The organism is Longispora fulva (genome assembly GCF_015751905.1).
Lineage (GTDB): Bacteria > Actinomycetota > Actinomycetes > Mycobacteriales > Micromonosporaceae > Longispora > Longispora fulva.
This window is the reverse complement of sequence record NZ_JADOUF010000001.1, coordinates 3,739,331-3,758,680: the sequence shown is the minus strand read 5'-3', so window position 1 is coordinate 3,758,680 and position 19,350 is coordinate 3,739,331. Positions and strand designations below refer to the sequence as shown.

The following is a 19,350-nucleotide window of genomic DNA, read 5'->3' as shown; positions in this document are numbered from 1 at the left end:
CGGAACCGTACTGGAGAATATCCCGTGTAGGAAGTACGCTGCCGGAGGATTTCCGGTCGGAGGGGGTTTTACGTGTCGTCGCCAGTGGGTCTGCACAGAGTGATCGAGCCGGCCGGGGTGCTGCCCCAGGCCGCCCGGAAACTGGACGCGAGCCCCCAAATCTCCGCCGACGAGGTCCGGATCCGGGTCGAACGGCTCAATCTCGACGCCGCGAGTTTCCGGCAGTTGTCCGAGAAGCACGCCGGTGACGGGGCCGCCGTCCGCGCAGAGGTATGCGCGATCGTTACCGAACGCGGCAAGATGCAGAACCCGGTCACCGGCTCCGGCGGCATGCTGATCGGCGTCGTCGAGGAGGTCGGCCCCGAGTCCCCGCTCGGCCTGGCCGTCGGCGACCGGGTCGCCACCCTGGTGTCGCTGACCCTGACCCCGCTGATGATCACCGACGGGCTCAAGGGCTGGGACGGCCGCAGCGAGCAGGTGCCCGCCGAGGGGCACGCCATCCTGTTCGGCCGCTCCATCGCCGCCAAGCTCCCCGACGACATGGACCCCGAGCTGGCCCTGGCCGTCCTCGACGTGTGCGGCGCGCCGGCCCTGACCGCCCGGGTCGTCGCCGGCTACCGCGACGCGACGGTCGCCGTGATCGGCGGGGCCGGCAAGTCCGGCTCCCTGTCGCTGGCCGCCGCCCGGCAGGCCGGGGCCCGCACCGTCGGGATCGTCCCGCACGCCCGGGAGGCCGAGCTGCTCACCGGCGCCGGCATCGCCGACCACGTGGCCATCGCCGACGCCCGCGACCCGGTCGCCCTCGCCGACGCCGTGTCCGGCGCGCTCGGCGGCCCCGCCGACGTCACCGTGGTGTGCGTGGACGTGCCCGGCTGCGAGCACGGCGCGATCCTGGCCACCGCCGCCGGCGGCACCGTCATCTTCTTCTCCATGGCCACCTCCTTCGCCGCCGCCGCGCTCGGCGCGGAGGGCCTGGCCGCGGACGTCACGATGCTCGTGGGCAACGGCTACGTCCCCGGGCACGCCGACGTGGCCCTGCGACTCCTGCGCGGCGAGCCGGGCGTCAGGTCGCTGTTCGAGGGCCGGCTGCGGGCAGACTGATACACCATGGACACCACCCCCATCCTGTATGTAAGCGGACGGGTCTACAGCCCCGCCGACCCGACAGCCACCGCCCTGCTCGTCGAGGGTGACCGGATCACGTGGCTCGGTGCGCGCGCCGACGCCCCGTCAGCCGCGCGCGTCGTCGACCTGGGCGACCGCCTGGTCACGCCGGCGTTCGTGGACGCGCACATGCACGCCACCGACACCGGCCTGGCGCTGTCCGGGCTGGACCTGTCCGGCTGCCACAGCGCCGGCGACCTGCTCGCCCGGGTCGCCGCCCGCGCCGTGCGCACCGACGGCCTGATCATGGGACACGGCTGGGAGCTGGCCGAGCCGCCCACCGCCTCCGAGCTGGACGCGGCGGCCGGCGGCCGGCCCGTGTACCTGACCCGGATCGACAAGCACTCCGCGCTGGCGTCCACGGCGCTGCTGCACCACGCGGCCGGCCGGATCGGGCACGACCCCGACGGCTGGGTGCGCCTGGACGCCCACCACGAGATCCGCAAGGCCGCCTACGCGGCGCTGTCGACCGCCGAGCGCACCGACGCCGGGCGGCTCGCCCTGCGCCGGGCCGCCTCGCTGGGCATCGCCGCCGTGCACGAGTGCGGCGGTCCGGTGCTGTCCAGCGAGGCGGACTTCACGGGGCTGTTGGCGGCGGGGGAGGAGTACCCCCAGGTGTTCGGTTTCTGGGGTGAGCTCTGCGCCGCCGCGAAGGCCAGGGAGCTGGGCGCGGTCGGGGCCGGCGGGGACCTGTTCGCCGACGGGGCGTTCGGGTCGCGCACCGCGTGCGTCCGCGACGCCTACCTCGACGGCGACACCCACGGCCACGCCTACCTGACCGCCGAGCAGGTCGCCGCGCACCTCGTCGACTGCGCCGCGCACGGCATGCAGGGCGGTTTCCACGCCATCGGCGACGGAGCGCTGCGCGCCGTGGTGGACGGCTTCGCCCGCGCCGCCGACCAGCTCGGCGTCGACGCCGTCCGCGAGGCCGGCCACCGGGTCGAGCACGCAGAGCTGCTGGACAAGGAGCTGATCGCCGGCTTCGTCGAGTACGGCATCATCGCCAGCGTCCAGCCCGTCTTCGACCGGCTGTGGGGCGGCGAGCACGGCATGTACGCCCAACGCCTCGGCGTCGAGCGCGCGTTGGCAGCCAACCCGTTCAGCGCCCTGCACGGCGTGGGCGTGACCCTGGCGTTCGGCTCCGACTCGCCGGTCACCCCGCTGGATCCGTGGGGCGCGGTGCTCGCCGCGACCCGGCACCACAACCCGGTGCACCGGATCAGCGCGAAGGCGGCGTTCGCGGCGCACACCCGGGGCGGCTGGCGCGCGGTGCGCCACGACAACGAGGGCGTGCTGGCCCCCGGCGCGGCGGCGACGTTCGCGGTGTGGGACACCGACGCCAAGGGCCTGCCCGACCTGGACCAGGGCGCACCCCGCTGCCTGCGGACGGTACTGCGTGGGAGGACAATTCATGAGGAGTAAGACGTGAAGCTCGACCTCGACCCGGTCCTGGTCGACCGGGCCCGACAGCTCGCACGACGGGCCGGCGCGCCCGTCGTGGAGATGGCCCGCACCCACACCACGGTGTCCGTGGAGCGGGCCCTCCTGCGGCTGGCCGGCGTCACCGGGGCCGACCCGGACGGCATCCCGTGGGTCAACCGGCTCGTGGACGCCGTCCGCGCCGACATCGGCCTCGAACACGGGGTGGCGGTGCCGGTGTTCCACGCCATGGCCGCCGAGAACATCGACGACCCGACGCTGCTGGCCCAGAAGGCCGCCGCGGGCTCGATCACGTTCGCGATGCCGGGCAGGGGCGACGCGACCAGGGCCCGCAAGGCGTCGCGGCGGGCCGTCGGGGCGGGCATCAAGCAGATCGACCGCCGCCGCGCTGAACGCGAGAAGCTGATCAAGCGGCACGGCGACCCGAAGCAGCGGCCGTGGATCTACCTGATCGTGGCCACCGGCGACATCTACGAGGACATCCCGCAGGCCCAGGCCGCCGCCCGCGAGGGCGCCGACATCATCGCCGTGATCCGCTCCACCGGCCAGTCCCTGCTGGACTACGTGCCCGAGGGCGCGACCCGGGAGGGTTTCGCCGGCACGTACGCCACCCAGGAGAACTTCCGCCTGATGCGCGCGGCCCTCGACGAGTCGTCGAAGGAGCTGGGCCGCTACGTGCGGCTGACCAACTACGCGTCCGGCCTGTGCATGCCGGAGATCGCGACCCTCGCCGGCCTCGAACGCCTCGACATGATGCTCAACGACTCGATGTACGGCATCCTGTTCCGCGACATCAACCCGATCCGCACGTTCGTCGACCAGCGGTTCTCCCGGCAGATCCACGCCCGCGCCGGCATCATCATCAACACCGGCGAGGACAACTACCTCACCACCGCCGACGCCGTGGAGGCCGCGCACACGGTGACCGTGTCGCAGCTGCTCAACGAGTACTTCGCGAAAGAGGCCGGCCTCGCCGACTGGCAGCTCGGCCTCGGGCACGCCTTCGAGATCAACCCGGACGTGCCCGACTCGTTCCGGCTCGAACTCGCCCACGCCCTGCTCGCCCGGGAGCTGTTCCCCGACGCGCCGTTGAAGTGGATGCCGCCGACCAAGCACATGACCGGCGACGTGTTCAAGGGCAACCTTCTCGACGGGTTCTTCAACCTGGCCGGGGCCCTGACCGGCCAGAGCATCCTGCTCGTCGGCATGATGACCGAGGCCGTGGTCACCCCGTGGCTGTCCGACCGCGACATCGCCCTGCAGAATGTCCGCTACGTCATCGGCGCGGCCGGCAACCTGCACGAGGACTTCGTCCCGGCCCCCGGCGGGTTCATCCGCAACCGGGCCAACGAGGTGCTCAACGAGTCGATCGGGCTGTTGGAGGCGATCGAGGAGGACACCCTGCTCAACGCCATCGCCGACGGCACGTTCGGCATCATGAAGCGGCCCGCCGACCGGGGCAAGGGCCTCGACGGCGTCGCCGCCCAGGGCGAGGGCTACTACAACCCCGCCACGGAGATCCTGGAGGCGCAGGCGTGAGCAAGAACATCGTGCGCCCCTACGGCGACACCACCGGCGACGGCATGACCCAGATCTCGTTCACGCTGCCCATCCCGCACGACAAGCGGGCCGAGGGCGCGGCGTTGCAGCTCGCGGCCAAGATGGGCCTGGAGCCGGCGATGCTCGTGCACGCCAAGCCGATGGGCGACAACTTCACCTTCTTCGTCGTCTACGGCTCCGTGCGCCACCTCGTCGAACTCGACAAGGTCGTCGTGGTCGAGCGCGACTTCCCGCTGCTGGGGGCCAAGGAGGTCAACACGGTGGTGAAGAAGCGGCTGCGCCGCAAACTCGTCGTCGTCGGCGCGTGCATCGGCACCGACGCGCACACCGTGGGCATCGACGCGATCCTCAACATCAAGGGGTACGCCGGCCAGAAGGGCCTGGAGTACTACCGCGAGCTGCGGGTCGTCAACCTCGGCGCCCAGGTCGCCGTCCCCGAGCTGGTCGAACGCGCCCGCGCGGAGAAGGCCGACGCGGTCCTCGTCAGCCAGGTCGTGACCCAGAAGGACGCGCACCTGCACAACACCAAGGAGATGTCGGCGGCGTTCCGGGAGGCGTTCCCGGCCGCCAAGCGTCCCCTGCTCATCGTCGGCGGCCCCCGCTTCGACGAACTGGCCACCGGCGAGCTCGGCGTCGACCGGATCTTCGGCCGGGGCACCACCCCCGGCGAGGTGGCCAGCTACCTCGTCCACGCCCTCGTAGAAAAGAAGGCAGTCGCAGCATGACCACCGTGACCCACCGCCGCTACGTCCCCTACAGCCACGCCCACTACGCCGGCAACCTGGTCGACGGGGCCTACGCCCTGGGCCTGTTCGGCGACGTGGCCACCGAGGTGTGCATCGTCCTCGACGGCGACGAGGGCCTGTTCGCGTCCTACTCCGACGTGCAGTTCAAGGCCCCCATGAAGGCCGGGGACGTGCTGGAGATCGTGGCGACCGTGACCCGGATGGGCACCCGGTCGCGGACCATCGACTTCGAGTGCCGGGTCGTCGGCCGGGGCCGCCCCGACAGGTCCGAGTCGGCCGCCGAGATGCTGGAGACGCCGATCGTGGCGGTCACGGCGACCGGCACCGTAGTGGTCCCCCCGAAGTAATGCTGATCGGCTGCGTCGACGTCGGGTCCACGTTCACCAAGCTCGCCGTCGTCGACACCGCCACGGGTGAGCTGGCCGCCACGGCCAGCCACCCCACCACCCTGGGCACCGATGTGCTGCGCGGCGTCGACGCCACGGTCGCCGCGACGGGGCTGCGGCTCGACGACCTGCGGGCGTGTTCCAGTGCGGGCGGCGGGTTGCGGCTGGCCGTCATCGGGTACGAGGCCCTCGTCACCGCCGAGGCCGGCTACCGGGTCGGCATGTCCGCCGGCGCGAAGGTCGTGCACGTGTCCGCCGGCCGGCTCGACGCGGCCGGGGTGGCCGCCGTCCGCGCCGCGAAACCCGACGTGCTGCTCCTCGTCGGCGGCACCGACGGCGGGGACGCCGACACCCTGCTGCACAACGCGCGCCGGATCAGCCGGATCGCGGTGCCCGTCGTCGTGGCGGGTAATGCGGACGCCCGATTCGAGGCCTGTGAACTCCTGGCAGCCCGCAACGTCGTGGGCTGCGACAACGTGCTGCCCCGGATCGGCACCCTCAACCCGGGCCCGGCGCGCCTGGCGTTGCGCGAGGTGTTCCTGCGGCACGTGATCGGCGGCAAGAAGCTTTCGAGGGGCCCCCGGTTCGCGAACCTGGTCCGGGGCGCGACCCCCGACATCGTGCTGTCGGCCGTCGAACTCCTCGACGGGGACGTGGTCGTCGTCGACGTCGGCGGGGCCACCACCGACGTGTACTCGGTCCTCACCCCCGACCCGGAGCGCGAGGCCGGCCTGCACGGCGAGGTCGCCGGTACCCTGTGGCGCTCCCGGACCGTCGAGGGCGACCTGGGGGTGCGCTGGGGCGCGCCCGGCGTCGTGGAGGCGGCACTGCGGGAGAAGCTGATCGGCGAACCGGAGGCGGCCGTGCTGGCCCCGGCGGCCGACGCCCGCGCCGGTGACCCCGGCTACCTCGCCGACGACCTGGCCGTCGACGCCCGGCTTGCCGAACTCGCGGTCACCGTGGCGCTGCGCCGGCACGCCCGGGGCGAACGGGTGCTGGCCGACGGCCCGCTGCGCGGCGGCAAGGACCTGCGCGAGGTCCGGCTGGTGATCGGCTCCGGGGGTGTGCTGCGCACCCTGCCGGCCGGCGCGTCCGACGCGCTGCTGTCGGCGGCGCTGTCCGATCACGCGGGCTCCTGGCCGACGCCCCGGGCCGCGCGCCGGCACGTCGACCGCGCCTACGTGCTGGCGGCGGCCGGCCTGCTCGCCGACGACCACCCGGCGGCGGCCCGGGCGCTCCTCGCCGGAGTGGCTGAAGCGGTATAGATCCGACACGCCGGGAGACTATTCTCGAAGGTGCGGACCCCTGACTGATCGGGGGAGTGCCATGACTTTCGGTGTACTCGGCGACCTCAACTGGTGGGCCGTCCTCGTCGCGATCATCGCCTATTTCGCCCTCGGCGGCCTGTGGTTCTCCAACCTGCTGTTCGCCAAGCCCTGGATCAGGGCGACCGGGGCCGAGATGGCCGGCGGGGTGAACCCCGGCCCGTCCTACTACATCGGCCCGCTGATCACCTGCTCGGTGGCCACGGTCGCCACCGCGATGCTCGCCCACGCCACCGGGACCGACACGTTCGCCGAGGGCCTCGTCCTCGGGATCGTGGTGGGCCTCGGCATCTCGGCGGCGGTGCTGTCCGTGACCGGGTTCTTCGACCCGCAGAAGGCCCATCCGATGCTGTGGGTGGCGATCACCGCCGGGTACCACCTGGTGGGGTTGACCCTGGTGGCGGTGATCCTCGCACTGTGGACCTAGTCGGCCTTGTGGGCGACGCAGAAGATCCGGGTGAACGGGAACGGCACCACGCCGCCCACCGTCGGGTAGCTCTCCGCGAGCCGCCCGGCCAACTCCGCCCGGAACACCGCCCAGTTCGCGTCGTCCAGGCGTGAGCGCACCGGGCGCAGTGCCGTGCCCTCCATCCAGGTCAGCACCGGGTGCACGTCGGCGGCGGGCAGCAGGTGCACGTACGTCGTCTGCCACGCGTCGACCGTCATGCCCTCGGCGAGGAACAGCTCCGCGTACCCGGCGGCGTCGAGGACCGGGGCGACCCGGGGCTGTTCGAGCAGGTCGCGCCACGGCTCCTCGAAGGCCAGGGCGCGCAGGGTCTCGTGGGAGCGGGCGGCGAAGTTGCCTGGCACCTGGAACGCCAGCCAGCCGTCGGCCGGCAGCGCCCGCGACCAGCGGCGCAGCAGGTCCTCGTGCCCGGGCACCCACTGCAGCACGGCGTTGGACACGATGACGTCCACGTCGGGGCCGGGGGTCCAGTCGTTGACGTCGGCGACCGCGAAGTCCAGGTCGGCGGACGCCCGCGCCTTCTCGATCATCTCGGGGGAGCTGTCCAGGCCGCTGACGGTCGCGCCGGGCCACCGGGAGGCGAGGGTGGCGGTCAGGTTGCCCGGCCCGCAGCCCAGGTCGACCACGGCGCGCGGAGCCGTGGCGCCGATCCGGGCGACCAGCTCGAAGAAGGGGCGGCTGCGCTCGTCACCGTAGCGGGCGTAGGCATTCGGGTCCCACATGTGCGCTCCTTATAAACCGTACGTACGTCTTGGTAAACGTACACCGGAAGATCGCCGGGGACAAGCGCCGGCTGCGGGGGGTCGAGGGCCCCGCGGCCGGCGTGGCTCACCAGCCGATCCCGATCGTCAGCGACGTCGGGGGGTTCGCGTTCGGCAGGATCCGCACCGAGGACTGGTCGTTGATGTCGTCGTAGGCGAAGCCGTACGCGCGGTGGTCCAGCCCGATGGTGTGGAAGAACCGGGCGTAGTCGTTGCGGGGCGTCGCCGGGTAGTACGCGGCCGGGGTGTACCAGGACGCCGGGTTCATCGCCACGCCCCGGTTGAACGCCGCGCAGAACTCCGCCCCCAGTTCCAGGGCCGTGGTGCTCATCCCGGCCGACGCCAGCGCGCCGGAGCACTCCACCACGTCGGTCGTCGTCGGCTTGTCGAGGAAGAACGGGCCGGCCCCGTCCTTCGTGAACGTCAACCGGTCGCCCGCGACCCGACCCGTGAAAGTCTGGTTGAGCCGGGTCAGGGTGAACGGGTGCGTCGTGTAGTACGCCCAGGTCTGGTCGATCGTGGACTGGAGGTGGCCGGCCTGCGCGCCGCCCGGCCGGAAGGTCGACGAGGAGCGGGGCGCCACGATCCGGTAGGCGTTCGCCAGCGGACGGAAGGCGGGGCCGACGGCCGCCGGGTACTGCGCCAGCACCTGGTCGCGGGTCAGCGTGATCCCCACCGTCTGGTCGTAGCCGATCGCGCGCTGGGTGAGCCGGGCGGTCATCGGGAACCCGAACATGTCCACCTGGGTCGTGTTGCCCCCGAAGGGGACCACGCCGTCGCGGTAGGTGAACTCGTACCAGTCGAAGTACACGTCGAGGTTGGGATCGTCGGGGTTGCGCAGGTCCGGGCCGCCCCAGCCCCGGTCGTCGGGGGAGATCGGGAGGAACATCGGCGAGCCGACGGAGATGTAGATCCGGCCGCCCTCCACCCGGGACGGCATCGTGACCGTGCCGGCCCGCGCCAGGGTGAAGGACATGTTCGCGTAGTTGCGGCCGTTCTTCGTCAGGTGGTTCGGGGCGGACTCGTCGAGGTGGTTGATGTGCGCCATCGTGCCGTCGGGGCGCAGGTAGGACCACTCGCCGGGGGTGGCCATGCCGAGGACCAGAACGTGGATCTGGCTGTTGGACCAGGTGCCCCGGGTGTTGTTCTGGAACGTCACCGGGAAGGTGCCATCGGTCGGAGTGCCGCCGCCCTGCCCGTAGGTGAAATGTGGTGTGTCGTAGAGCGGGCCGCCCTTCTCGTAGGTGAACCAGTACTCGAACGACTGCCCCGCGACGGCCTTCTCCCAGGTGCCGCCGTTGCGGGTCATCCGGAAGTTCTGCTGGCCGTCCGGGCTGCCGGCGACCACGTAGTGCACGTCGACCAGGGCCGACGCCGTCGTCGGCGTGAACCAGATCCGCGCCTGACTCGCGGTCACGGGCGTGACGCCCTGGGTGTAGTCGACGGCGGCCCGGGCGGGGGCCGCGGTGGACACCGACGCCACGAGCGCGAGGACCATGCCGAAGAGGAGCCTTCTCATCGCTTACCTCCGTTGTGGGGTGGGCCGCCCCCTCGGAGCGGCCCACGGAGTGCTCAGTGCCCGAAACTGATCCAGTTCACGCTCACGTAGTCGGCCGGTTGGCCGCTCGTGAACGTCAGGTACACGTCGTGCGTGCCGGTCACGGCGCTGATGTTGGCCGGCACGGTCCGCCAGGTCTGCCAGCCGCCGGAGTCAGCGATCGCGAAGCTGCCGATCGGCGGGCCCGACGCGCTGTCCAGCCGGACCTCGACGAGGCCGCTGACCCCGCCGCCCGCCCCGCTGGCCACCCGGGCGGTGAACTGGCGTGCGGCCGTGGTGCCGAAGGTGACGCCCCGGAACAGGGCCCAGTCCCCGTTCGCTCCGGTGGCCAGGTCCTGGCCGCCACCGGTGTCCGCGCACGTCTCCAGGGTCAACCCGGACCGGCCGTCGGAGGACTCGGCCTCGATCGGGGAGTAGGCGTCGCGGTTGCCGCCGCCGGAAGGTGTGCCCGTGGGCGTCGGGCCGTTCGTGGGTGTCGGGCCCGGGGTGCCGCCGCAGCCGCCGAACACCTGGAACTCCCACAGCGAGTAGCCGTAGCCGGTGCCCCTCGTGGTCCCGTTGAGCCGGATGAATCTGGCGGTGGCGGTCACCTTCAGGTCGTCGGTGCCGCCGTCGCCGAACGACTCCTCGAAGGCGGTGGTCCAGGTGGTGCCGTTGGTGGACGCCTGGATGGTGTACCCGCTGCCGTAGGCCGCCTCCCAGTCCAGCTTCACCCGGCTGACCGCCTGGACGGCTCCGAGGTCGACCTGGATCCACTGCGGATCGCTCCAGGCGCTGCTCCACCGGGTGGCCGGGTTGCCGTCGAACGCGTTGCCGGCGACCAGGTCGCCCTCGATGGCGCTGGACGTCGCCGGCCGGCCCTGGGAGATCAGCGGCCCGCAGGTGGGCGGGGTCTGGGTCGGCGTCGGGGTCGGCCCACCGCCGGGCGGGCCGACCGGGGGCGGCGGCGCGTTGGCCGGTCCGGTGTACGCGGCCACGTAGTCGGCGTCGAGGTGCCCGCCCCCGGTGGTCGCGCCGTTCAGCGGCCCGAGGGTGTTGGCCGGCATCTCCCCGCCCATGGCGATGTTGAGGATGAGGAAGAAGCCGTGGCTGCCGAACGCCTGGTCCCAGGTGCCGGCGTCGATGTTCGCCCCGCGCTGCACCCGCCAGGTCTGGCGGCCGTCGAGGTAGAACGTGGCGGAGTTGTCGGCGGCTGACCAGTCGATCGTGTACCGGTGGAAGCCCTTGGTGCACGCGGTGCCCTGACAGCCGCCGGGTCCGCCGTTGCCGACGCCGCTCTTCTCGTTGCACGGTCCGCCGGGCGAGGTGCCGCAGTGCACCGTGGACCACACCCGGTTGGCCCCGTTGACCTGTTCCATGATGTCGAACTCGCCGATGCCCGGCCAGTTCCACCAGTTGCCGCGGTAGGGGCCGCCGAGCATCCAGAACGCCGGCCAGTACCCTGCGGACTGGCCGTTGGGGGCCTCGGGGAGGCGCAGGGAGCCCTCGACGCGGAGTTTGCCGCCGGGCGGGGGCCGGAAGTCCTGGCGGTTGGTCTCGATCCGCGCGGCCGTCCACGGGCCCAGGCCCTGCCCCCGGGCGGTGATGGACATGATCCCGCCGGAGACGGTCACATTGTCGCGGGAGGACACCTCCACCTCGCCTGTGCCGAAGTTCGCCGGACCGCCGGGGTAGGAGGTGCCCTCGCTGACCCGCCAGTCACCGCCGAGGCCGCCGCCGTTGAAGTCGTCGAGGAACGTCTGCGTCCAGCCGGTGGGGGCGGGCGGGGCGGCGGCGTTCGCGTCCAGGGACGCCGCCACCCCCGCGCCGAACAGCAGGGTGGCCGCGCCGAGGGCCGCCGCGAACCGGACCGGGCTGCGGGACCGTCTCGCCGGATGGGGGCTGTCTGAGGGGGTCATGGCCCAACCTTTCGGAGAAGTGTGCGTGTCGGAGGTGTTTCCGAGGCGTGAAGAGAGCGCTCTCGCTCTGTTGATAGCCGAATCCTGTCCCGCACACATCCGCCAACACGCGGACCCCTTGACGATGTTGTTCCTATTAGGATGGGGGTGTGGTAGCCGATGGACCCGTAGAGCAGCCCCCGGGGCGCGGGGCGGAACTCGGTGCGGCCCGCGTAGCTATGAGAGCGCTCTCTAAAGGGCGGGGCGGCATCGTTTGGCTCGAGGGCGAGCCGGGGATCGGGTGCACGACCGTCCTGTCGGCGCTCCTGACCGAAACCCCCTTTCCGGTGTACCGGGCCACGCCCGACCCCCACGACCTGCACGAACTCGTGGTCGGCCGGTGCGCGACCGGACCCCTGGTGCTCGCCGTGGACGACCTGCACCGGGCCGGCCCGCAGACCCTAACGGCCTGGAGACGGCTCGCGGACGAGGTCGACCGGTTGCCGTTGCTGCTGCTCAGCGCCTGTTCGATCCCCGCCGTGACCGTGGTGTCGGCGGTGCGCCGGGCGGTGTCGGACCGGGGGGCTGTGCTGGTGACCCTCGGTCCCCTCGACGCCGGGGCTCTCGCGCGGGCCGCCGGGCGCTGGCTCGGCGGCGTACCCGGGCCCGGGTTGCGGCGCGCCCTCGCCTCGGCCGGCGGCAATCCGCGCCTCGCCAGGGAGCTGGTCGCGGCGCTCGGGGACGACGGGCTGCTGGCCGTGGGAGGTGGCAGGGCCGAGCTGGTCGGCGGGGAGCACCCGCTCCGGGTGACGGCGTCCGGGTCCGGCGGGCCGTTTCCGCCGGGGCTGGCCGCGGCGGTCGGTGACCTGCTGGACCGCGTGACCGCGCGGACCCGGGCGACGCTGCGGCTGGCCGCCGTCCTTGGCCGCGAGTTCCCGGTGTTCGACCTGGCCACGATCACCGGCCGCCCCGCAGGAGACCTGCTGCCGGCCCTCGACGAGGCGACGGCCGCCGGACTGCTCGCCGACGCGGGGGAGCGGGTGCGGTTCCGGCACGCCCTGGTCCGCGAAGCCCTGTACGCGGCCACACCGGCCAGCGCCCGCTCCGCCCTGCACCGGCAGGTCGCCCGCGCCCTCGCCGACGCCGGCCTGCCCGCCGACCGGGTGGCCGGGCACCTGGCGGTCGCCCTCGGCCACGCCCCCGCACCGGGCGACCCGGGTCGCGACGCCCTCGACGGCTGGGCCGTGGCCTGGCTCGCCGGGCACGCCGGGGAACTCGCCCACACGGCCCCGGCCCTGGCCGCCGACCTCCTCCCCGCCGTGGGCCGCGACTGGCCGGCCGACGACCCCCGGCACGGCCCCGTCCTGCTCGCCCTGGCCAGGGCCCTGCACCAGTCCCAACGGCTCGCCGAGGCGGAGGTGGTCGCCCGGCACGCCGCGGCCGTACCCGTCGCACCGGATCTGGCGGCGGAGTTCGGCTGGATCCTCGGCTCCGTGCTGCGGCTGGCCGGCCGCGACGACGAGGCCCTCGCCGTGCTGGACGGGGCCCTGGCCAGTGCGGACGCCCCGGCGCTGTGGCGGGCCCGGCTGCGGGCGATGCGGGCCAAGACGTTGCCGTTGACCGGGCGGCGGGCCGAGGGCGAGCGGGAGGCGCGCGGGGCCCTCGCCGACGGGGAGCGACTGGCCGACCGGGTGGCGATGGGCCACGCGTTGCAGCTGCTCTACCTGCTCGCCGACCACGGCCCGGGTGTCGCGTACCTGGACCGGGGGTTGGAGGTGATCGGCGAGTACCCGGACACCGTGGACCTGCGGGTCGCGCTGCTCACCAACCGGGCCCACAGCCTGGCGGCGCTGGGCCGGCCGGGCGCGGCGGATTCGATGCGCGAGGCCCTGGCGGTGGCCGAGCGGTTCGGCCGGGGCCGGCTGCCGGTGCTGCGGGTCCAGCTGGCCGGCCACTATGTGGAGACCGGCGACTGGGACGCCGCCCTGGAAGAGCTGGAGCCGCTGACCGGCGGCACGGACGGGCGGGAGCCGCTGACCGGCCGGTTCGGCGTGTTCGTCCGGCTGGTCCGGACGGGGGCGATGGCGTTCCTGGCCGCGCACCGCGACGACCGGCCGGGCTGCGCCCGCCTGCTCCAGTCGGCCGCCGGGCTCCCGCCGCTGACCGGCTACATGCGCGGCAACGCCGCCTACCTGACCATGGCGCGGGCCGTGGACGCCGAGCGGCGCGGCGGACCCCGGGCCGCGGCGGAGATCCTCGCCGACACGACCGGACCGGGCGACGGGGCGGACCTGTTCGACCGGTGGTCGTGGCTGCCGGACCTGGTCCGGTTGGCGCTGGCCTGCGGGGACGGCGACCTCGCCCGGGCGGCGGTCGGCGCGGCCGAGGCCGACGCGGCCCGGGAGCCGCTGCCCCGGCGGGTCGCGGCCGCCCGGCAGGCCCGCGCGGTGCTCGACGGCGACGCCGCGGCACTGCTCGCCGTCGCCGATCTGCACCGGACGGCCCCTCTGGCCGACGGTCAGTGCCGCGAGGAGGCCGCCGTGCTGCTGGCGATGGCCGGGGACACCGCCGGTGCCCGCGCGGCGCTCACCGACGCCGTGCGGGCCTACCAGGGCCTGGGCGCCGCCTGGGACGTCACCCGCGCCGACGCCCGGCTGCGCGGCCACGGGATCCGCCGCGGGCCCCGGGCCGTGCGCCGGCATCCGGCGGCGGGCTGGGACGCGCTGACCCCGACGGAGGCCAGGGTCGCCGCGCTGGTCGGCCTCGGCCGGTCGAATCCGGACATCGCCGCCGAGATGCTGTTGTCGCCCCGCACGGTCCAGACCCACGTGTCGAACATCCTCGCCAAGCTCGGCCACACCTCGCGCGTCGAGATCGCCGTCGCCCTGGCCCACAGAAACCCCGAACCCCCTTGACGGGTACCGGGGCCCCGGCCCCCGGTCCGCCCAGCGACTCCGGAGTGTCGGGGGTGCGGGTTAATCTGCCCTGGTGGAAGCCCTCGACCAGGTGTGGCGCGCCGACGCGCCCCGGATCCGCGCCGCGCTCGCCCGCCGGCTGGGCGACCTCGACGCCGCCGAGGACGCCCTCCAGGAGGCGGTGGCCGCCGCGCTGGACCGCTGGCCGGCCGACGGCGTGCCGGCCAACCCGGGAGGCTGGCTGCTCACCACCGCGTGGCACCGGGCGGTCGACCGGCTGCGCCGCGAGTCCCGGGGCCGGGAGCTGCTGGCCGTGGCCGCCGACCGGGATCTGGAGCCCGACGGGGCGGAGGACGACCGGCTCGCGTTGCTGTTCGGCTGCTGCGACCCGGTGCTGCCGACGGAGACGCGGATCGCGCTCACCCTACGGGCCGTCGGCGGGCTGTCCACGGCGGAGGTGGCCGCGGCGTTGCTGGTGCCCGAGGCGACGATGGCCCAGCGGCTCACCCGGGCGCGTCGTACCCTGAAGATCCGTCCGAAGCCGTTCGCCGTGCCGGATCCCGAGCGGCTGGCCGCCCGGCTCGACGGGGTGCTGCACGTGCTCTACCTGGTCTTCAACGAGGGATACCAGTCGAAGCCGGCCCTGCGCGCCGAGGCGCTGCGCCTGACCCGTGAGCTGGCGGACCTGATGCCCGGCGAGCCGGAGGTCGCCGGGCTGGCCGCGCTGATGGAGCTGCACGGGGCGCGGGCCGCGACCCGGTGCGACCCGGACGGCGGGCTGGTCGTCCTCGACGCGCAGGACCGCGCGGCGTGGGACCGGGCGCTGATCGGGGCGGCACTGCGCCGGCTGCGCAGGGCCGTCGCCCTGTGCCGGCCGGGGCCGTACCAGCTGCAGGCCGGGATCGCGGCCCAGCACGCGACCGCCGCGAGCGCCGGGTGCACCGACTGGGCGGCGATCCGCGCCCTCTACGACCGGCTGTACGCGCTGCGCCCCGACCCGGTCACCTGGCTGTCGCGGGCCGTGGCCACCTGGCGGCTCGACGGCCCGGGGCCGGCCCTGGCGGAGGTGGAGCAGGTGGCCGACCGCCTCGGCGGCTACCGGCTGCTGCACGCGACCCGGGCGGAGCTGCTGGCGGCGCTGGGCCGCGACGAGGAGGCGGGCCGGGCGGCGCGCACGGCGCTCGACCTGGCCGTCGACCCGGCCGAACGCCGCCTCCTCGACGCCAGGCTCAGCGCACGACAGTCCCCCGGACCTCCACGCTGACGTAGGGGTACTTCAGCCCGGGCCAGGTCGCCGCGATCGCCACGGCCTCGTCGAGGGTGTCGGTCTCCAGGAACACGATGCCCCCGATGACCTCCTTCAGCTCCACGTACGGGCCGTCGGTGACCACCCCGCCACGGATCGTGCGGGCGTGCGCGACGCGCTGCAGCTCCGCCCCGCCCTCGCCGAAGTGCCCGTCCCAGCGCTCGAACCAGGCCCAGATCTCGCCCTCGTGCGCCTTGGCCTCCTCGGGTGACGCCGCCTCCTCGAGGGACTCGTCGCTGACGATGAGCATCACGTACCGCATGATCGTTCTCCTTCGTTCCGGTCAAGCCTGTCACGGGTATGACGAACGGCGAGCCCTCCGAAACGACACACCGGCGACACGCCGGTTTCCTATTGCCAAATTCTGGGTTTGGTTGGCGCGAACGGGCCTGCGATGCGTACGGTCTGTGAGTCCTACTTCGGAGCGGCTCAGCTCGTTCCGTCGTTCCATCCGGTGGGCATGGCGGCCGACAGGTCGCGTCGATGCCGCCAGCGGCCAGGTCCACAGGATGGAAGTCGGCGGGGCGGTGCGGGAGTGGCCGCGACGCCGGTTCCGGGCAGGATGTACGGGGAGCCAGTAGACAACAGTGCGGGGCGGGCAGCCAACTCGTGTCGGACTGGTCCGAAGGTTCTCCCGGACATCCTGCCGGACCGGCAGGGATACCTGGGTGAATGTAGGGGGCGCGGCGGGGGCCGCGCCCCGTTATTTTTGTGCCTACCCCCACAATGAGCCGGTGCTGATGACTGAGACCGCCGCCCCGGCCGCCGCCCGGCCGGCGAGGATCCCCCGGTGGCTGGCGTACGCCGCCGCCGTGGTGGCCGGTGGCCTCCTCCTGGTGTCCTTCCCGCCGTACGGCCTGTGGTTCTGCGCGCCGGTCGGGGTGGCCCTGCTGGCGTGCGCGGTGCGCGGCCGGGGGGTGTGGGGCGGGCTGGGCTTCGGCTGGATCGCCGGGGTGGTGCTGTTCGTCCCCCTGCTGAGCTGGACGGGGACCCAGGTCGGCTGGTGGCCGTGGATCCTGCTGGCCAACCTGGAGGCCGCCTACATCGGCCTGCTGGGGGCTGCGGCGGCCTTCGCGACCCCGCTGTTCCTCCGGTACCGGTGGACCTGGCCCCTGATGACGGCCCTGCTCTGGACGGCGCAGGAGTACGCCCGCTCGCGGACCCCGTTCGGCGGCTTCCCGTGGGGCAGGCTCGCGTTCAGCCAGGCCGACGCCCCCACGGTGCGCTACGCGGTCCTGGCCGGCGCGCCCCTGGTCACCCTCGTGGTGGCCCTCGCCGGCGGGCTGCTGGCCTTCGCCGCCTGGCACCTCGCCTCCTTCCGACAGGCCCCGGCCCCCGGCAGGGTGCGCCCGGGGGTGCTGCCCGCGCTGCTCGCCGACCTCGGCGCGGTCGCCGTCATCGCCGCCGGGGCGCTGATCCCGCTCGTCGCCCCCGGCGAGGGCCGGGCCGTGGACATCGCGATCGTCCAGGGCAACGTGCCCCGCCTCGGCCTCGACTTCAACGAGCAGCGCCGGGCCGTCCTCGACAACCACGTCTCCGCGACGCTGGAACTGGCGGCCAAGGTCGACCGGCACGAGATCCGCCGCCCCGCGCTGGTGGTGTGGCCGGAGAACTCCTCGGACATCGACCCCTACGTCAACGCCGACGCCTACGAGGCCATCGACCGGGCCGCGCGCACGATCGGGGCCCCGATCCTGGTCGGGGCGGTGCTGGCCCCCGACGACGGGCACGTCCGCAACACCGGGGTGCTGTGGATCGCGGGGCAGGGGCCGCAGCAGCAGTACACGAAGCGGCATCCGGTGCCGTTCGCCGAGTTCATCCCGATGCGCCCGCTCGTTCGGAAGATCACCAAGAAGGTGGACCTGGTCCGCTCGGACTTCCTCGCCGGCGACCGGCCGGGGCTGATCACCGTGCCGGCCGAGGGCGGGTCCTTCCCGGTCGGCGACGTGATCTGCTTCGAGGTCGCCTACGACGACATCGTCCGCGACACGGTGACCGGCGGCGCGCGGCTGCTGGTCGTCCAGACGAACAACGCCACGTTCAACACGGCGGAGGCGCTGCAGCAGCTCAGCATGGTGCGGCTGCGGTCCGTCGAGCACGGCCGGCCGGGTCTGATGGCGTCCACCGTGGGGGTGTCGGCGTTCGTCTCCCCGGACGGCCGGGCCTACGACGCGACCACGTTCAACACCCGCGCCGCGCTGGTCAGGCAGACACACCTGACGGTAGTCAAGACCCCGGCGACTACGCTGGGGGGCACGCCGGAGGCCGTTCTGGCGGGGCTGGCGCTGTTTGGGCTGGTCATGGCCGGATTCGTCCGACGCCGTGCCAGGGTCCAGCACACCGATGAGGAGGAAGCGTGACCGAGAACACCACACCGTCGATCCCGGCGGAGGAGGGTTACCCCGGAGTTGGCCGGGTCCTTGTGGTGATCCCGACGTACAACGAGCTGGAGAACGTCCGGCTCATCGTCGATCGTGTACGCCGTGCGGTCCCCCAGGTGGACATCCTCGTCGCTGACGACAACAGCCCCGACGGGACGGGTGCGGTGGCCGACGAGCTGGCCGCCGCCGACCCGCAGGTGCACGTGCTGCACCGCAAGGGCAAGGAGGGGCTCGGGGCCGCGTACATCGCCGGTTTCGGCTGGGCCAAGGAGCACGGCTACGACGTCGTGTGCGAGATGGACGCCGACGGCTCCCACGCCCCGGAGCAGCTGCACCGCCTCCTGGACGCCGTGGCGGCCGGGGCGGACGGCGCGCTGGGCGCCCGCTACATCCCGGGCGGTTCCGTGGTGAACTGGCCGAAGCGCCGGCTGTTCCTGTCCCGGGGCGGCAACCTGTACATCCGGATCATGCTGGGCATGCCCGTCAGCGACGCCACCGGCGGCTACCGGGCCTACCGGCTGCCCCTGCTCGACAAGATCGACCTGGACTCGGTCATCTCGCACGGCTACTGCTTCCAGGTCGACCTGACCTACCGGGCGTACAAGACCGGGTGCAAGCTGGTCGAGGTGCCGATCACGTTCCACGAGCGGGTGCACGGCGTGTCCAAGATGAGTGGCTCGATCATCCGCGAGGCGCTGTTCAAGGTCACCGGCTGGGCGATCCGCGACCGGCTGCCCGGGAAGAAGAGCGGCACCGCGAAGCGTTGAACCCGGCATGCGTACCCTCTGGCTGATCGTCGCGGCACTGATCATCGTCCCGATCGTGGAGATCGCGGCGTTGATCGCCGTCGGTCAGGTGATCGGCCTGGGGTGGACCGTCCTGCTGGTGCTGGCCACCTCGGCGCTCGGCGGCTGGCTGCTGCGCCGGGAGGGTGGCCGGGCCTGGCGGGCCGTCCAGGCGGACGTGCAGGCGGGCAGGGCTCCGGGTCGGCACGCCACGGACGGGGTGCTCGTCGTGGTCGGCGGGATCCTGATGCTGGTGCCCGGGTTCGTCTCCGACCTGTTCGGGCTGCTGATGATCGCCCCGCCCACCCGGGGGCTGTTCCGGGGGCTGGTCGAGCAGGTGGCCACCCGAAGGCTCGACCCGAGGACGACGAACGACCTGTTCGGGCCGCGTACCGTCAGGATCAGGTCCCAGCGGGGTGCGAGCCCCGAGGCGCCCATCGAGGGCGAGATCGTCTGAGCTGCGAAAAGGGCCGCCCCGAAGGGCGGCCCTTTTCTATATGTGTGTGGTGCGACTAGTTCGTGAGAACCCGGCCGCCGCCAGGGGTGACCTCGTAGTTCGGCAGGCGGGGCTCGACCTCGACGAAGCGGAGCGGGATCTGCGTGCCGGGACGGGTGCCGCCACCAACGGGAACTTCGCGCATGGCTGTTCCTTCCAGTTAGGTTGTGCTTGGGCGAATCCA

17 protein-coding genes are annotated in these 19,350 nt (G+C 73.2%); 12 read left to right on the top strand and 5 right to left on the bottom strand.

From position 1 onward, the window contains the following. Positions 1-72: 72 nt before the first annotated feature. The 7 genes from kdd (at position 73) to IW245_RS16525 (ending at position 7,048) form a co-directional block, all read left to right on the top strand. On the top strand, positions 73-1,101 hold the full coding sequence (kdd, locus tag IW245_RS16555) for an L-erythro-3,5-diaminohexanoate dehydrogenase (protein ID WP_233473097.1): 1,029 nt from the start codon (positions 73-75) through the stop codon (positions 1,099-1,101). A 6-nt stretch (positions 1,102-1,107) separates the two neighbouring features. Then, positions 1,108-2,586, top strand: a complete 1,479-nt coding sequence (locus IW245_RS16550) for an amidohydrolase (protein ID WP_197004071.1) — start codon at positions 1,108-1,110, stop codon at positions 2,584-2,586. A gap of 3 nt (positions 2,587-2,589) precedes the next feature. After that, entirely contained in the window at positions 2,590-4,143 is a 1,554-nt protein-coding gene (kamD, locus tag IW245_RS16545) for a lysine 5,6-aminomutase subunit alpha (protein WP_197004070.1), read from the top strand. After that, a complete protein-coding gene (gene kamE, locus IW245_RS16540; protein WP_197004069.1) occupies positions 4,140-4,889 on the top strand; it encodes a lysine 5,6-aminomutase subunit beta in 750 nt (249 codons plus the stop codon). Before kamD ends, kamE begins: the two co-directional genes overlap by 4 nt. Then, the gene (kal, locus tag IW245_RS16535) at positions 4,886-5,257 is read left to right on the top strand and encodes a 3-aminobutyryl-CoA ammonia lyase (protein WP_197004068.1); all 372 of its coding nucleotides are present in this window, start codon (positions 4,886-4,888) and stop codon (positions 5,255-5,257) included. The genes kamE and kal overlap by 4 nt, the downstream gene beginning before the upstream one ends. Further along, positions 5,257-6,561 (top strand): glutamate mutase L, encoded by a 1,305-nt coding sequence (locus IW245_RS16530; RefSeq protein WP_197004067.1) that lies wholly within the window; start codon positions 5,257-5,259, stop codon positions 6,559-6,561. The genes kal and IW245_RS16530 overlap by 1 nt, the downstream gene beginning before the upstream one ends. A 61-nt stretch (positions 6,562-6,622) precedes the next feature. Then, the gene (locus IW245_RS16525) at positions 6,623-7,048 is read left to right on the top strand and encodes a DUF1761 domain-containing protein (protein ID WP_197004066.1); all 426 of its coding nucleotides are present in this window, start codon (positions 6,623-6,625) and stop codon (positions 7,046-7,048) included. Here IW245_RS16525 and IW245_RS16520 read toward each other — a convergent pair. From IW245_RS16520 to IW245_RS40735, 3 genes are all read right to left on the bottom strand, one after another. Then, positions 7,045-7,809 (bottom strand): trans-aconitate 2-methyltransferase, encoded by a 765-nt coding sequence (locus tag IW245_RS16520; RefSeq protein WP_197004065.1) that lies wholly within the window; start codon positions 7,807-7,809, stop codon positions 7,045-7,047. The genes IW245_RS16525 and IW245_RS16520 overlap by 4 nt on opposite strands. A gap of 106 nt (positions 7,810-7,915) precedes the next feature. Continuing rightward, a complete protein-coding gene (locus tag IW245_RS16515) occupies positions 7,916-9,367 on the bottom strand; it encodes a glycoside hydrolase family 64 protein (protein ID WP_197004064.1) in 1,452 nt (483 codons plus the stop codon). Between the two features lie 53 nt (positions 9,368-9,420). Next, positions 9,421-11,304, bottom strand: a complete 1,884-nt coding sequence (locus IW245_RS40735) for a carbohydrate-binding protein (protein ID WP_231398828.1) — start codon at positions 11,302-11,304, stop codon at positions 9,421-9,423. Positions 11,305-11,522: 218 nt separating this feature from the next. On the opposite strand from IW245_RS40735, the gene IW245_RS41675 reads away from it, so the two are divergent. Together IW245_RS41675 and IW245_RS16495 are read left to right on the top strand one after the other, a co-directional pair. Further along, entirely contained in the window at positions 11,523-14,198 is a 2,676-nt protein-coding gene (locus IW245_RS41675; protein ID WP_197004063.1) for a helix-turn-helix transcriptional regulator, read from the top strand. Between the two features lie 73 nt (positions 14,199-14,271). Then, positions 14,272-15,462 carry an RNA polymerase sigma factor gene (locus tag IW245_RS16495; protein WP_233473098.1) on the top strand — a complete coding sequence of 397 codons (1,191 nt, stop codon included), beginning with the start codon at positions 14,272-14,274 and terminating at the stop codon, positions 15,460-15,462. Here IW245_RS16495 and IW245_RS16490 read toward each other — a convergent pair. Then, the gene (locus tag IW245_RS16490) at positions 15,428-15,766 is read right to left on the bottom strand and encodes a YciI family protein (protein WP_197004062.1); all 339 of its coding nucleotides are present in this window, start codon (positions 15,764-15,766) and stop codon (positions 15,428-15,430) included. The genes IW245_RS16495 and IW245_RS16490 overlap by 35 nt on opposite strands. Positions 15,767-16,244: 478 nt before the next feature. Here IW245_RS16490 and lnt point away from each other — a divergent pair, with 478 nt between their 5' ends. From lnt to IW245_RS16475, 3 genes are read left to right on the top strand one after another with little or no spacing between them, the layout of a single operon-like run. Next, positions 16,245-17,864: an apolipoprotein N-acyltransferase gene (gene lnt / locus IW245_RS16485; RefSeq protein WP_197008540.1), complete on the top strand. Its 1,620-nt coding sequence runs from the start codon at positions 16,245-16,247 to the stop codon at positions 17,862-17,864. A gap of 20 nt (positions 17,865-17,884) precedes the next feature. Beyond that, positions 17,885-18,652 carry a polyprenol monophosphomannose synthase gene (locus IW245_RS16480; protein WP_197008539.1) on the top strand — a complete coding sequence of 256 codons (768 nt, stop codon included), beginning with the start codon at positions 17,885-17,887 and terminating at the stop codon, positions 18,650-18,652. 7 nt (positions 18,653-18,659) lie between these two features. Further along, positions 18,660-19,127: an FxsA family protein gene (locus IW245_RS16475; RefSeq protein ID WP_197004061.1), complete on the top strand. Its 468-nt coding sequence runs from the start codon at positions 18,660-18,662 to the stop codon at positions 19,125-19,127. 55 nt (positions 19,128-19,182) lie between these two features. Here IW245_RS16475 and IW245_RS41670 read toward each other — a convergent pair whose 3' ends face one another. Next, positions 19,183-19,311, bottom strand: coding sequence for a hypothetical protein (locus IW245_RS41670; protein ID WP_267920108.1), 129 nt, complete (start codon positions 19,309-19,311; stop codon positions 19,183-19,185). Positions 19,312-19,350: the final 39 nt, after the last annotated feature.